This window comes from Leptospira fletcheri (genome assembly GCF_004769195.1).
In the GTDB taxonomy this organism is placed as follows: Bacteria; Spirochaetota; Leptospiria; order Leptospirales; family Leptospiraceae; genus Leptospira_B; species Leptospira_B fletcheri.
Map to the genome: position 1 here is coordinate 268343 of NZ_RQET01000013.1, position 13590 is coordinate 281932.

10 protein-coding genes are annotated in these 13590 nt (G+C 49.4%); 4 read left to right on the forward strand and 6 right to left on the reverse strand.

The window, feature by feature from the left end; all coding sequences use genetic code 11:
* Positions 1–425 precede the first annotated feature (425 nt).
* Together EHO60_RS16020 and EHO60_RS16025 are read left to right on the forward strand one after the other, a co-directional pair.
* Entirely contained in the window at positions 426–2213 is a 1788-nt protein-coding gene (locus EHO60_RS16020) for a hypothetical protein (RefSeq protein WP_135769211.1), read from the forward strand.
* A gap of 22 nt (positions 2214–2235) precedes the next feature.
* Positions 2236–2700 carry an LA_3150 family lipoprotein gene (locus tag EHO60_RS16025; protein WP_246028352.1) on the forward strand — a complete coding sequence of 155 codons (465 nt, stop codon included), beginning with the start codon at positions 2236–2238 and terminating at the stop codon, positions 2698–2700.
* A gap of 85 nt (positions 2701–2785) precedes the next feature.
* Here the strand turns inward: EHO60_RS16025 and EHO60_RS16030 are convergent, their stop codons facing one another.
* The 4 genes from EHO60_RS16030 to EHO60_RS16045 are packed head-to-tail and all read right to left on the reverse strand — an operon-like array spanning position 2786 to position 8801.
* Positions 2786–5929, reverse strand: coding sequence for an efflux RND transporter permease subunit (locus EHO60_RS16030; protein WP_135769212.1), 3144 nt, complete (start codon positions 5927–5929; stop codon positions 2786–2788).
* On the reverse strand, positions 5929–7089 hold the full coding sequence (locus EHO60_RS16035; RefSeq protein WP_135769213.1) for an efflux RND transporter periplasmic adaptor subunit: 1161 nt from the start codon (positions 7087–7089) through the stop codon (positions 5929–5931). The genes EHO60_RS16030 and EHO60_RS16035 overlap by 1 nt, the downstream gene beginning before the upstream one ends.
* Complete coding sequence (locus tag EHO60_RS16040; protein ID WP_135769214.1) at positions 7086–8399, reverse strand: TolC family protein; 1314 nt, start codon at positions 8397–8399, stop codon at positions 7086–7088. The genes EHO60_RS16035 and EHO60_RS16040 overlap by 4 nt, the downstream gene beginning before the upstream one ends.
* Positions 8400–8450: 51 nt before the next feature.
* Positions 8451–8801, reverse strand: coding sequence for a hypothetical protein (locus tag EHO60_RS16045; protein ID WP_135769215.1), 351 nt, complete (start codon positions 8799–8801; stop codon positions 8451–8453).
* A gap of 350 nt (positions 8802–9151) precedes the next feature.
* Between EHO60_RS16045 and EHO60_RS16050 the strand changes: the two genes are divergently transcribed.
* Together EHO60_RS16050 and EHO60_RS16055 are read left to right on the forward strand one after the other, a co-directional pair.
* Entirely contained in the window at positions 9152–11077 is a 1926-nt protein-coding gene (locus EHO60_RS16050; protein ID WP_246028353.1) for a sensor histidine kinase, read from the forward strand.
* Between the two features lie 82 nt (positions 11078–11159).
* The gene (locus EHO60_RS16055) at positions 11160–11618 is read left to right on the forward strand and encodes a DMT family transporter (RefSeq protein ID WP_135769217.1); all 459 of its coding nucleotides are present in this window, start codon (positions 11160–11162) and stop codon (positions 11616–11618) included.
* A 29-nt stretch (positions 11619–11647) separates the two neighbouring features.
* Here EHO60_RS16055 and EHO60_RS16060 read toward each other — a convergent pair whose 3' ends face one another.
* Both EHO60_RS16060 and EHO60_RS16065 read right to left on the reverse strand, forming a co-directional pair.
* On the reverse strand, positions 11648–12949 hold the full coding sequence (locus EHO60_RS16060; RefSeq protein WP_246028354.1) for a PP2C family protein-serine/threonine phosphatase: 1302 nt from the start codon (positions 12947–12949) through the stop codon (positions 11648–11650).
* Between the two features lie 197 nt (positions 12950–13146).
* Entirely contained in the window at positions 13147–13554 is a 408-nt protein-coding gene (locus tag EHO60_RS16065; protein ID WP_135769219.1) for a GFA family protein, read from the reverse strand.
* Positions 13555–13590: the final 36 nt, after the last annotated feature.

The following is a 13590-nucleotide window of genomic DNA, read 5'->3' on the forward strand; positions in this document are numbered from 1 at the left end:
CAACGGAATCAAAAGTACGGAAAACTTCGAAAGAAATTCATTAGCTACACCTAATACACAAATATTCCTATTTCCGAATTTTGGAATACTTTTTCAACACTCGAAGGGAACCGAAATATATTTGCGATGGACGCAAGAAGGCCACAAAATAGCCTCTCCAAAAAATACACGAGTCAACGCAAACATCACCAAGATGCAAATTCTTGCGAGCGAATTTTCCCCACGGGTAGAAAACCGAAAATTTTCCACTCCGCCTTTCTATTGCTTTAATTATTCATTATTTACTTTTTTATAATATATAAATCGTAAATACGACGTAATCAACTCGTAACAACAATATACCATAAAAGACCTATCGGAACGAAATCTCAATGCGTGCATTTGATTCGTTTTTCGTTGCGAAATAAGCAAGGTCGGAAAATTAGATGAATAGATTCATCGGAAGGATATTGATAACCGCCATCCTTCTCTCAATGGCTGGAGCATTGTATTCGAAAGATTTATACGTGGATAAGGCCACTGGACAGGTTTATGTCAATCCTGGTCCGAATCGCGTAAAACTCCAAGACGATGCGCCCCAAGGCGAGAACGGCAATGGTGCTGCTGCTACTGGAGAAAAAGCGAATACCGGAGACAAACGGGATAGTGGTCAGAGCCAAGAGGAAAACTTTCTGAAAGGTTACGGCTTTACGGATATACCAAACCAATCCGCTCACCGTCCCAAGGATCCACAAAAGGAAAAACTGACGATCTACGGACGTCTGCAATTCCGCGGAATTTCCGGATCCGAAGACACGAACTTTAACAACGGTCACGACAACTTCCAAGCAGTCGACTGGAACGTTCGACGTCTGCGACTCGGAGCCATGTATGAAGGTTCCGATTGGTGGGGAGGCGTGGTGAACATCCGTTTGGAAAACTTACTCGCCAGACCGGAACTACAACCCGCTACGACAACCACTGTTTGTACCACTGCAGCTTGTACCGGTAGCGCAGGAACGACAACCGTCGTTTCCAAGCAAGGTTCTCTCGCAAATAACAGGGGAGCCATCCAAGAAGCGGTCGGTTATCTGCAAACGAAATTCGCAAACAGCCGTTTGACCTTCGGACAAATCAACGTTCCCTTCAACAGGGAATATATCGCTTCTTCCCAAAACTTGATCAACGTGGAACGTTCGATGATCACCATCGCGCTTCCTCAGTTCGATATGGGAGCGATGATCAATACGCATCCTTTGAAAGCGATTCTCGGAGACAAATACACTCAAGTGCTTTCCGTAACCGGTTTCGTAGGTAATGGACGCGGTGCAGGTGGTGACTACGGAACAGGTAGAAAAACCGACCTATACAACACCAGAAACGGAAACGTTGCGGCGATCACTACTACTCCGACTTACATCTGGCGGGTAGTATTCAACCCTCTGGGCGGTCTAGTTAACCAAGTCGGTAAAGAAGTAGGCTGGCACGAAGGGGAAGAAATCTTCCAATCCAGCACGAAATGGTCCATCGGGATGTCCGGTTTCCAAACTCAGAACTTTAACCCACTTGCGATTTCCACGATCGGAAACTTAGTGGACGCATTCCCGAAAGGCGCCGCTGCTGTGAACATCGTGTCTCCGCAAAACGCACCGGATTTCGGAAATACGGCAACTATGAGTAACGGGTACGGATACGGTGTTCCCTACGGATATGCGGGATCAAACAGTGCGAATTTGATTCAGAACAATACCACCACCCCGAGCACTCCTAGATGGGGACTCGTAGCTCACACCTACGATACCACCTTCTACTCGAAAGGATTCTACCTGAACGGAGCTTATACCAAAATGAGCGGTCCGGCTTCCAACAATGCAATGGGATACCACGTAACCGTCGGTTATAACATTCCTGTCCTTTCCAAGTACTACATCATGCCGGTTGTCCGTTACGACTACCTACAAGGGGACTTCAACAGGGATCACCACCTCGATCCGAGCGACGTATATCGTTCCTATTGGGCGGGTGTGAATCTGTTCCTGGACAAACACTTGATGAAAGTTCAGTTGTTTTATAACAACTTTCATACTATGCTGGGAGTTAACCCGGCCACCGGAGGAGCAAGACCGCTGGACAACCAGTCGATCATTCTCCAGGCCCAGTTCAGCTTTCAAACCGGCGTAATGACCAACGAAAAGTATTACGCAGCTCAGGAGGGAAGCTACAGATCTAACTAAGATCTGAGCGAATCAGGAAAAAATGATGAAATCGATTTTTTTAAAAACCTTAATCCTCGCTCTTGCCATCGGATTATCCGCCTGCGCTAAGCACGGAAAAACGAACGAGACCGATAACAGCGGGATCTTGGCGGCGATTTTGGCGGCTCCTTCCGGAGACAACACGAAATCCGTCCTGAAAATCACGCAAGTGGACGCGACTTCTTGGAGCGGGATCTGCTACGATACGTTCAGCTTACTGAACAGTGGCAACGCCGGGAGCGTTCCAGTTTCCGGAACGGACTTTTACAACGCGACCCTAGGTGCGTTGCAAAGTGCTCCTCCATTGGTAAGAGAAGCAGTTTCCAAATCCACTTGCAGTTCGCTGGGATTCTCCGGCGGGGTTCTGCAACGCGGAACCGGAAACAACTTCAACTACAAACTGTACGAATGCAACCCTGACGTGGGTGTATGTACTTTCGCCGCCATCCAAGCGGCCGGTTTCTAAAAAGCCATTTTTAGAGTTACCACTGCGGCGGAGGAAACTCCGCTTTTTTTTGTCCGGTCCTCGCTCAAGGCGAGGCCGGACTTTCTTATTTCATCCGGGTCCGATTCGGGCCTATTCCCCCGAGCACCTTTTCCGGTTTCCTTCCGATCGGAATGAATCTCGCGTATACGACCGGAATCACGATCAGAGTGAGGAGACTCGCACTGATGAGACCGCCGATTACAACGGTAGCTAAGGGACGCTGGACTTCCGCGCCGGGAGAAGTGGACAAAGCCATCGGCAAAAATCCGATCGAGGCCAAAAGCGCGGTAGTGATCACGGGCCGGATTCTATGCTCCGCTGCTCTTCGGATCGCTTCTCCGGCATCCACACCTTTCGTCTCCTCTTCCCGAGCAAACGTTACCAGAACCAATCCGTTCAGGATCGCGATTCCGAAAAGCGCGATAAACCCGATTCCCGCCGGAATGCTGAAAGGCATGCCGCGGAGAAGAAGAGAAAATACGCCTCCCGTAACCGCAAAAGGCACGTTTAAGAATATCAAAAGAGCCGGAGAAAATTCCCGGAAAGCTAGATACAAAAACAAGAAAATAACGATCAGCGTTATCGGAACCACCACCATCAGAGTGGACCTCGCGGAATTGTATTTCTTGAATTCCCCGCCCATCTCGTATCTATACCCGGGAGGAAAAACGATCTTCGAACGTATCCTTTCGTCCACTCTCTGGACGGTGCTCACCATGTCGCTCCCGCGAATGTTGAATTGAACGATCGCGAGTCTGTACTGGTTTTCGTGGTTGATCTGGACGGGACCGTCTTCCAGGGAAACATCGGCGAGTTCTCCGAACGGGACGATCTTTCCCTTCGTACCGACCGGAAGCGCCTTCAAGCTACCCAAATCGTTTTCCAATTTCCATTCCGAAACCACCGCGATCTCGAATCTCTTTTGTCCTTCGAAGAGAACTCCCACTTGGTGTCCGGCGGAAAGGGACTCCGCGATTTGATTCACGTCGTTGATCGAATATCCGTAACGCGCCATCGCTTCCCTCCTAGGCCTAACCCGAAGGTATTCCAAACCTGACAGTTGCTCGATCCTGAGGTCCGCGACTCCTTCCACACCTTTCGCTAAGGAAGCGATCTTTTCGGCCAAACCTTTTAAGGTAGCGAGGTCTTCTCCGAAGATCTTGATTCCGACGTCGGCTCGGATCCCGGCGATCATCTCGTTCGTTCTCATCTGTATCGGTTGGGAAATTCCGAAGGCCACCTCCGGAACCGCATCCGAGACAATCTTGGAAATCTCTTCCTCGAATTCCGCCTTGGTAAAGCGCCATTCCTTCCGAGGTTTCAGTTCCAAAAATACGTCTGTTTTGTCCAAACCCATGGGTTCGTTGGCGAGTTCCGGAGATCCCGTTTTGGAAACGATGCTTACGATCTCAGGAAATTTGGCCATCAACGCCTTTTCGATCTTCGTGGAAGTGTCCAAAGACTGTTGCAGCGAACTGGAAGGCAACCGAGTGATCTCCAAAAGAACGGAACCTTCGTCCATCGTGGGAATAAATTCCGCGCCCATAAAGGCAAAGCCTACGATCGCGAGCCCGAATCCCGCGAGCGCCATCCATACCACGCGTCTGGACCGGGACATCGCCTTGTCCAAAAAAGGCTTATATTCCCGATTGATCTTCTTGAAGAAGGCGGTCTCTTCCTCCTGATCCACCTTAGGATCCAGAAAGTAAGAGGCTAACACAGGAATGATCGTCAAGGTGAGAAAGAAGGCGCCCAAAAGCGCGAACAACACCGTAAGGGCCATAGGAACGAACATCTTTCCTTCGGTTCCGGATAACGTAAGGATGGGAAGATAGACCACTCCGATAATGATTTCCCCGAAGATCGTCGCTTTGCGGACTTCTACCGTGGCGCTCAAAATGGTTTCCCTTCTCTCCTCGAACGTTAAGCGACGACCCTTTTCCCTGGCCAGTTCCAGAAGTCGGCGGAAGGAATTTTCGACCAGAATCACTGCCCCGTCCACGATGAGCCCGAAATCGATGGCTCCCATGGACATCAAGTTCGCGGGAAGATCCCGGAAACGCATGACCGTGATCGCGAAAAGCATGGCTAAAGGAATCGTGACCGCGATCACAAGTCCGGACCGAATGTCTCCTATCATGAGAAATAGAACGAGGATGACGAGAACGGCGCCTTCCCCCAAATTCCAAAGGACGGTACTGATCGTATTCTTTACCATGACCGAACGGTCGTAAAACGGTTCGATTTCCATCCCGGCGGGAAGGGTCGTTTTGATCTCTTCTATCTTTTTCTTTACCGCATCCGTAACCTGTAGAGAATTCTCGTTCACCAGCATGAGGGTCATGGCCCCCACCACTTCTCCTTGGCCGTCCGACGTAGCCCCTCCTTTACGGAGACGGAACCCTTCCTCCACTTTTGCAACGGCGGACAAATAGATCGGGAATCCGTCGGGGGTTTTACCTATGGAAATTTTATAGAAGTCCTCCGGCTTTTTCAACAGACCTTCCGTACCGATGACGAGGTGCTCCTTGTTCCTCTCCACATACCCGCCCCCGGTCGCGGTATTATTGGCCAAGACCGCTTCGGCTACGTCCCGAATTCCTAAGCCGAGCGCCGCAACTTTGGATATGTCCACGACCACCCTGTACTGCTTTACCTTTCCGCCGAAGGTATTCACCTCCACTACTCCGTGGACTGTCTTCAAGACCGGATTCACGAACCAGTTTAGATAGGTAGTGAGTTCCGTTAGAGAATGGGTTTTACTCTTGAGTACGAATTGGTACACTTCTCCCAATCCTGTGGAGATCGGACCGATCTGAGGAGAACCGTAGTTGCGAGGAATTTGGTTGGAGACCTCTACCAATTTTTCGCTGACCAATTGTCGGCTCAAATACAGGTCGGCACCTTCCTCGAATACGATCGTAATGATCGAGAATCCGTATCTGGAAACGGAACGGACTTCCTGCAACTTCGGTATTCCGGAAACTGCCCTCTCGATCGGATACGTCACATATTGCTCGATTTCCAACGTAGACAAAGCAGGAGCCGACGTAATCACTTGGACTTGGACATTCGTGATGTCCGGTACCGCGTCTATCTTCAGTTTTCTCGCGGAGTCCAATCCCGCCAGTATGAGGAGCGCAGAAAAAACCAGGACGCTCAATCGATTGTGAAGACTCCAACGGACGATGGCTGTCAAAAATTCCATCAGCCCTCCTCCCCGAACGAGGATTTGAGCAGCAAGGATTTGAGCTCGAAAACGCCTTGAGTAACGACCTCGTCTCCCGCATCTAACCCCTCCAAAATCTCGACGTTTCCGTCCTCAGATCCGGCAACCCTTACTCGTCTGGCGGAGAACATCCTGATGTCCGTCCGGACAAATACCATATCCTCATCATTTTTTTTGAATATACTAGACTCCGGAACGAGTATCCCCATCCCCGTTTCCGTTACGACCTTGGCAGTCCCGAACAGACCAATCTTGGCCTTACGACCCTTATTCCGGAATACCAGACGAGCGTGGACGGTGCGGGATGCCAGATCCACCTGTTCGCCGATATGTTCCAGATTCCCGTCAAAAACCAGATCCGGATAGGAATTCAGGATAATGTCGGCCTTATCGCCTTCGCTGACCTTTCCAAGATCCGCTTCGAAAATCTTGGCCATAAACCATAGCTCGGAAATGTTCCCCACAGTGGCGAGATTCTGCGTAGCCGGAACGAGCGCGCCCGGCAAGGCGTTCCGATTCAGTACGATTCCGGAAATCGGAGAATAGATATGATATTTTCCGCTGGTTTCATCGCTCGGCTCCAGTCCATTGGCCCTTAGATTTTCCTCGGACGCCTTTAATTCCGCGGCGATCACTTTCAAATTCGCTTCCGAATCGATCTCCTCCTGCTTGGCGGCCAATTTCATCGAAACCAAATTGCGGACGCGCTCGGTATTTTGGGAGGCAGCGGAATATCTCGTTCTCGCGGAATTGTAGGCGGATCTTAGTTTCGCAAGATCCGGGGAATCCAAAATCGCCAGAAGTTGCCCCTTGGAAACCTGCGAGCCTTCCACGAATTTTACCGTAGTGATCCGGCCAGGCACTCTCGCCGGGACCTCGATAATCCGATCGGGCACCGCGGCGACCTCGCCGATTAGGGAAATCGTCCTTCTAAAGCGGCTTTTTTCCACCCTTTTCACCGCAATATGAAACAATTCGGATTGTTCCTTATCTAGGGAAACGGAATCCGATTCCTCGGATCCTTGGGAAGAGGACAATTTCATTCCGCTTTTATGATTTATAAATCTCTTATATGCAAAAAGAGCCGTAAGGCTGACGGTCAGAAAGACCAACGTATAGAATACGATTTTTTTCATCATTTTACTTCCTCGAGAAATTCCTCGAAAGACAATCCGATGGCGCGAACCAACTCCACCTGTGCGAGAGAGTATTCGGTCCGGGAAAGAATAAAATTCAATTTTGCTCCCGTGAGAATCCTCTGGGAATTCAACGCGTCCACGACTTTAATTCGTCCCGTACGCAATGCATCCTTTAGTAGCAGCAAATCCTTGTCCAAGTCCCGCAAATACGTCGGGTCGTACTGTTCCATCTCCGTATGTAGGGCGAGGTAACCGGAAACCGCGTTTACGATCTCCAATCGGATGTTTCTTTCCTGCAATCTCGCGTTCTCAAAAGCCTGCTCTCTTACGGACGCTGCGCTGCGAATCTCACCTTCGTACGTTCTCCAAAGAGTCAAGGGAAGGCTTACCTGAGCCCCTACCACTTTTTCATTGAATCCGTCGTTTTGAACGAACCCGCCCAGAGTAACGTTCGGGACCCTCTGCAATTTAATCTGCTCGAGTTTTCGCGCTGCGAGCACGATCTCGTTTTCGGTCATACCAATTTCCGGACGATTCGCGAGCGCGATCTTAACGAGAGTGACCACATCCTTGGGCAATTCCTTAAGCGAAACTCCGGAAACTTCCAGTTCCAAGGAAGAATCGGGCTGCCGGTTCAATTGGATGAGCAGTTCCCCCTTTGCGGATTCCAGTTTCCGTTCCGCTTGCTTGAGAATTTTCCAAAGCCGTAATTCTTCCGCCCTGGCCACATCCACGTCCATTGCAGGCGCAACTCCTTCCTGGGCCCGAGCGTGGGAGAGTTCCTTCAATTCCTTTGCGAGCTCATACAGCTGCAGAGTGCTTTCATACTCTCTCTTGAACCCTGCATATTTCAAGACTCCGGAAATCGTGCGGGAAAGCATATTCCGACGCACAGCTTCCAATCTTCCCGCTTGGACTTTGTATTCCTCTTCGGCCACTTCTCTGGCCTTTTCCCTCTTGCCCCCCACATAAACTTCCTGGGTGACTAGGATCTGATGGTTCATGGCCACGGGGGCGGGACCGGTTCCCAAAGGCCCTCCTTCGGAGACGGTTCCTTTCCGATGCGCGAGGTAGGCGCTCGCCACCGGGTTGGAAGGGAAGAGGTAGGAAGCGACCTGTTTTTTCCCCGAAATCTCCTTTAGTTTTAGCTGTTCCGTTCTGTATTCCGGACTTGCTTCCAAAACGCATACTGTGATGCGTTTTAAATCCAAAGGCCCCGAACAGGAAGGAGTCTGTGATCCATCCAAGGATTGAGAATAGACGACCCCTCCCGTGACTACGTAAAGAAGCCATATTGAAAATATGCGCATAGGTTGACCTCCTAGAGGGAGGATTCTTCCATCTCCCTCGGTTCGCGGGTATTAAGCGAAGGAGGAGTTTCGAGGGGGGCGAAAGAGTCGTATGGGCAATTCGTATGCGAGAACGACCGGCATAGGCGAAGTATAGAATAGTACGGAAAGCCTGCTATAGACCCGGGCGACGTATAGATCCCAGGAAACGAAAAGGGTCAGATTACAGGGGCAGTCGATGCAGACGTGATCGGAATCCTCGGAATGACCGGGAATATGAGTCGCGTAAGGACAATGCTCCTCCGCTATCCCTAAAGCTCCGCATACGGCTTCATTATCGACGATCTTCTGATAGCCGAAATTGGCGATGAACAGGATGACAAACGCCTTTAAGAAGAGCTTTAAGAACCAACGATCCAGCATGAGGTGCTTCTTTTCGTCACTATGATTCTTAGATCGTAGAGGAGCAAGAATTCAACCAAATTCCGGATGGATTTCTTTCTTTAGGAGAATCTGATTGAGATTCCCGCTGAAATCCGATCTCAAAAGTTCTTCGACCGGGAAAAATTTTCTATGCAGAACGGAAAATCCATCGGAAACTTCATCCGGGAGAACAGGGGTTAGATTCCAACCCGTAAACCTGACAATCTGCTCTCCGCCGGGTTTTTCTTCCAAAGATCCCGTCTCGTTTTATATTGGCCGTAAAACCGATGAGGTCCGTTTTTCTCATATTTCTGGTAGTTTTCCTGTGCAACGGATGTTACGGCGTCGACATGCCTCCCAAAGTAGAATATGGGGTCCTGGACTTAAGAGGCTGGGATGCGGACAAGAATCCGATCGTTTCCTTGGAAGGAGATTGGGAATTTTTCGACGGACTTTCCTCTTCCGGTCTTCTCCAGACCGAACCCGCCTACCTTAAGGTACCTGGCGCTTGGAACCGATTTCGGACCTCCGCAGGGACGGAACACGGGGGAGAAGGCACCGGGACGTACCGCTTAAAGATTCTACTCGACCGGCCCAGAGGAGACTTCGCTCTCAGGATCAACGACGTTTCCACCGCGTTTCGACTCTACGAGAGTGGAACATTGCTCCGGGAAAACGGAAAGGTGGCTTCCGAAAAGGACAAGATGATTCCGTCCTACAAGCATCCGATCGTATTATTGCCGGAAGCAAAATCGGAGCTGAAATTAGAAATAGAAATATCAAATTTCTATCATATAACGGGAGGATTGAGAAAATCGATCCAATTCGGTCCTGCGATTTCGATATTCGAAGCCAAGGAAACCGAATCCTCCCTAGGGTGGCTCGTCTTCGGAGCTACGTTTTTAATGGGCTTGTACCACCTGATCCTATACGTAATGCGAAGGATCGATCGATCGGCTCTTTGGTTCGGATGGTTTTGTGTGGATGTAAGCGTCCGGACTTTCTTTACAGGTTCGGTCTGGATCTACGAGGTCCTCCCCGACGAATATTGGATTTATATCCACAAAGCGGATATTCTGACGTTCGTCATCTCCGTTCCTTTGTTTTCCTTATTCTTAAATAGCGTCTTTCCCAAGGAGTTTCACGTTTATGCGTTAAGAGGCATCCTAGGAATTTCCGCTTTCTTTTCGGGGATCGTATGCGTTCTTCCCGCTTCGAAATACATGTGGTGGATCCAATTTTTCCAAGGCTTCGTGGGACTATTCATGATGTACCTACTTTTCGTCATGGTCCTTACCTTGGTCCGCAAACGGGAAGGTTCCCTTCTCTTTTTGGCAGGGGGAAGCGTCCTCTTCTTGGCCACATTGAACGATATCCTGAACCAAGCCTTATGGATCAAAACGGGATATCTTGCCAATTGGGGCCTACTCGCCTTCCTATTTTCTCAGACCACCATGCTTTCCATCCGTTTTTCCAATGCATTCGTCCGGTTGGAGGAGCTGCAAAAATCGCTGGAAACAAAGGTCGCAGAGCGCACCCAGGAATTGAAAAGTGCCAAACGGATAGCGGAAGAAGCCAACGCGCTCAAGGATACGTTCATTTCTTTGGTAAGTCACGATCTAAGAGCGCCTTTGGCGAACATCATCGGAGTTCTACAGCTGATCCGAAGCGATTATGACAGTCTGGACGATTCCTCCATTTTGGAATGGATCGAAAGACTGGAACGCACTTCCACGCAATCCTTGGAAATGATCTCCACTCTTCTGGATCTGAACCGTCTGCGTTCCGGATCCTTTCGCATGGATAACACGGTCTTCCATCTGCATTTCGAAGTCGAAGACGTGTTGAGTCGGTTCTGGAGCCAGGCCAAATTCAAGAACGTTTCGATCCTGAACAGGATCCCGAAAGAAGCGACAATAGAGATGGATCGCAGCTTGCTTGCCGCGATCTTTACGAACCTAGTCTCCAACTCGATCAAATTCTGTCGGGAAGGCGATACAGTGGAGATCGACTTCGACAGAAAGTCGGACAACGCGGAATTTTCCGTAAAGGACTCAGGCGTAGGGATCCCAGAGGAAATGATTCCTCACTTGTTTTCCACGGACGTAAAATCCACAAGATACGGAACCAAAAACGAAGTCGGGACCGGGCTTGGACTGCCGCTGGTGTACAGTATCATCCAGGCCTATCACGGAAAGATTTCCGTACGATCCGATCTGCAAAAGGGAACCACCTTCACGTTTTCGATTCCGCAAAAAAAGGAAATTACGGTTTAAGAGATCGAGCCCAACTGAAAAGAAATGATCGGATCTTCGAGGAAAGACTCGATCGGAAATCAGGAAATCGTATTCTGTTCTTATGAACTTACTTTTGCCGATCGTATTCGCCCTACTTTCCGGAATCGCCATGTCCATGCAGCCTGGAATCAACTCCCTATTGGGGAAAAGCCTGGAAAGCTCTTGGTTAGCGTCCGCGCTTTCATTTCTCATAGGTACCCTTGCCTTATTTCTTTTCGTATTGTTTTTGGGGGAAGGAAGGTCCGCCGGTTTTCTATACAAGACGGCGATGAGTAATCCTTGGTGGATCTGGGTCGGAGGACTTTTGGGAGCGCTCATCGTAACCTCCGCTATCGTATTCGCACCCAAACTAGGCGCGACCGGATGGCTGGCGCTCTTTCTGGTCGGCCAAGTAAGCACGGCTCTCATTCTGGAAAAATACGGGATCCTGGGATTTCCGGAAAAACCGATCTCACTCCTGAAGATCGTCGGCTTGTGTCTTTTGGTTCTCGGAGTTTGGTTGGTTAAAAAGGAAGGTTAGAACGTTCGAGCGTTCCCCGCACGATTCCTCTAACCGCGAAAATCGCAGCAAACAAGCGCGATATCGTCTTCCGAAAGACGCCCGGCCTGGAATTCTCCTAAGTCTTTCATTAGAATTTCCGAAAATTCCTCCGGGGAAAGATTCGCTTTTTTTAATAGAAGTTCGGACAATCTCCCTTCCCCATACTGCTGTCCGATCTTGTTTTTGGCCTCTACAAGACCGTCGGTATAGATCAGGAGACGATCTCCCCGGTCCATGACGATCGAATCCGTTTTGTAACTCCAAGTCGGCTCGATTCCTAGAAAAAAAGTGTTCTCCGTAAACAGTTCCCGGATCCGATTCTCTCTTTTGTTCAGAAAAAGTGCGGGAGGATGTCCTGCGCTGGAAAACAGGAGTTCCCCTTTCGGATGAATGATACAATAAAATGCGGTTACGAACATCCCTTGGTTCTCCAGCATCCCGGATAACGATCGATTGACGATCTTCAGAAGTTGAGAAGGATCGGATTGTTCCCGGTAATGGTTCCGGAAAGCCGCCTTCGTCATCATGGTGACTAGGGCTGCAGAAATCCCGTGGCCGGAGACATCCGCGATAAAGAGCCCGGTTTTTCCTTCTCCCAAATCCACCACGTCGTAAAAATCCCCGCCGACCGTATCCAAGGAAACGTATCTTGCGGAAAGAGAGAGATTGCCGGATTCGAATTTTCTCAGATCCGGAAGGGTGTCTCTTTGCAGCCTGCGCGCTAAAGTCGAATCGATGGCCTGAATGGTGTGCAGACGTTTTAATGCTCTTTTATTCTGTTTGGTTTGCACGAGACTTCTGGTCAGTTGAGCCCCCATCTTTTTCACGCTATCGGAAGCACGAATAAGCCAGAAATGAAGAAAGAAACAGGTTGTGAGAAAGACCGTAAGAAAAACGGAATGTTCTTCCAAATACCACCTTCTCCAAACGTACGAAGGCAACAGAAAAGAGGAGAAATAGGTCGCATACCAAAGGGTCAGATACCTGCTTTTAGCCAGACCTAATACCGGCAACTCCACACCTACTACGAAAACGATCAGGACCGGAAGATAATCGGGGGAAAGGAATGTAAAATAACCGTAAAATATGGGAAGAGGAAGAGAAAGCAGAAGCGCACGGTTGGCCCAAAGGGTGGCCGTCCAGCGACCAGTCACCATTTTATAGTTGGAGTAAAGTGCGACAGAAATCGTATAAAGAAAATTGAATCCTACAAGAAGAGGGTGAGGGATTTCCGCGGAGGGCACGAAGAACCTGAGAATCGACCAGAAAAAAAGAACACCGAAGGCGCCCTGAAACAGGGAAACGGTCATCTCGCTCCGGAGTGTCTTTTTGAATTGGTCTAAAAATGTAGGCATATTCTAGACAAAGGAAAACCGGCGAAAAAAAGGGTCTAAATTGTTACCCTATCACCGACCGGGTCAATCGAAAAAAATAGACCTAAAAATCCCGGACCAATTCAAAAAGGCGATTTACCTGCGCGAGGCTGAAAATAATTCCATTCTTTCTTTTAGAGATGGCGGATTTCGGCCGGAGGATTGCGCCAATTATTGTGCAAACCGTCGGAATAGTGAAGAGGCGCCTCCGCCAACTCCAGAGGATCGATATTGTCCAGAGTGGAAAGCCAGACGGCAACATAATGGCCGCCGATCTCCGGAACAAATCCCTTAGTAAACGTCCTCACGCCGCAGTTCTTGCAGAAATGGTGGTGGTTGCTCTTCGTGTTAAAAACGTAGTCCCCCAAGGATTCCTCCCCTTTTAACAACCGAAGCGCCTCGGGTTGCAGAAGAATAGACCAGTTCCGGGTCTTTCTACAAAAAGAACAATTGCATCTGCCGGTTCCTTTGCTTAAGTCGATATCGGCCTCATATTGAACCTCGCCGCAATGACAACTTCCCGTATAAGTTTTGAGAGACATGAGTTTCCTTCCTCCAAATGGATATTTATCCATTGT

Coding starts and splice junctions, on each gene's coding strand:
- EHO60_RS16045 (WP_135769215.1), bottom strand. CDS start 8,801: ATGCTGGATCGTTGGTTCTTAAAGCTCTTCTTAAAGGCGTTTGTCATC.
- EHO60_RS16030 (WP_135769212.1), bottom strand. CDS start 5,929: ATGGAATTTTTGACAGCCATCGTCCGTTGGAGTCTTCACAATCGATTG.
- EHO60_RS16040 (WP_135769214.1), bottom strand. CDS start 8,399: ATGCGCATATTTTCAATATGGCTTCTTTACGTAGTCACGGGAGGGGTC.
- EHO60_RS16055 (WP_135769217.1), top strand. CDS start 11,160: ATGAACTTACTTTTGCCGATCGTATTCGCCCTACTTTCCGGAATCGCC.
- EHO60_RS16065 (WP_135769219.1), bottom strand. CDS start 13,554: ATGTCTCTCAAAACTTATACGGGAAGTTGTCATTGCGGCGAGGTTCAA.
- EHO60_RS16025 (WP_246028352.1), top strand. CDS start 2,236: ATGATGAAATCGATTTTTTTAAAAACCTTAATCCTCGCTCTTGCCATC.
- EHO60_RS16035 (WP_135769213.1), bottom strand. CDS start 7,089: ATGATGAAAAAAATCGTATTCTATACGTTGGTCTTTCTGACCGTCAGC.
- EHO60_RS16020 (WP_135769211.1), top strand. CDS start 426: ATGAATAGATTCATCGGAAGGATATTGATAACCGCCATCCTTCTCTCA.
- EHO60_RS16060 (WP_246028354.1), bottom strand. CDS start 12,949: ATGACCGTTTCCCTGTTTCAGGGCGCCTTCGGTGTTCTTTTTTTCTGG.
- EHO60_RS16050 (WP_246028353.1), top strand. CDS start 9,152: ATGCCTCCCAAAGTAGAATATGGGGTCCTGGACTTAAGAGGCTGGGAT.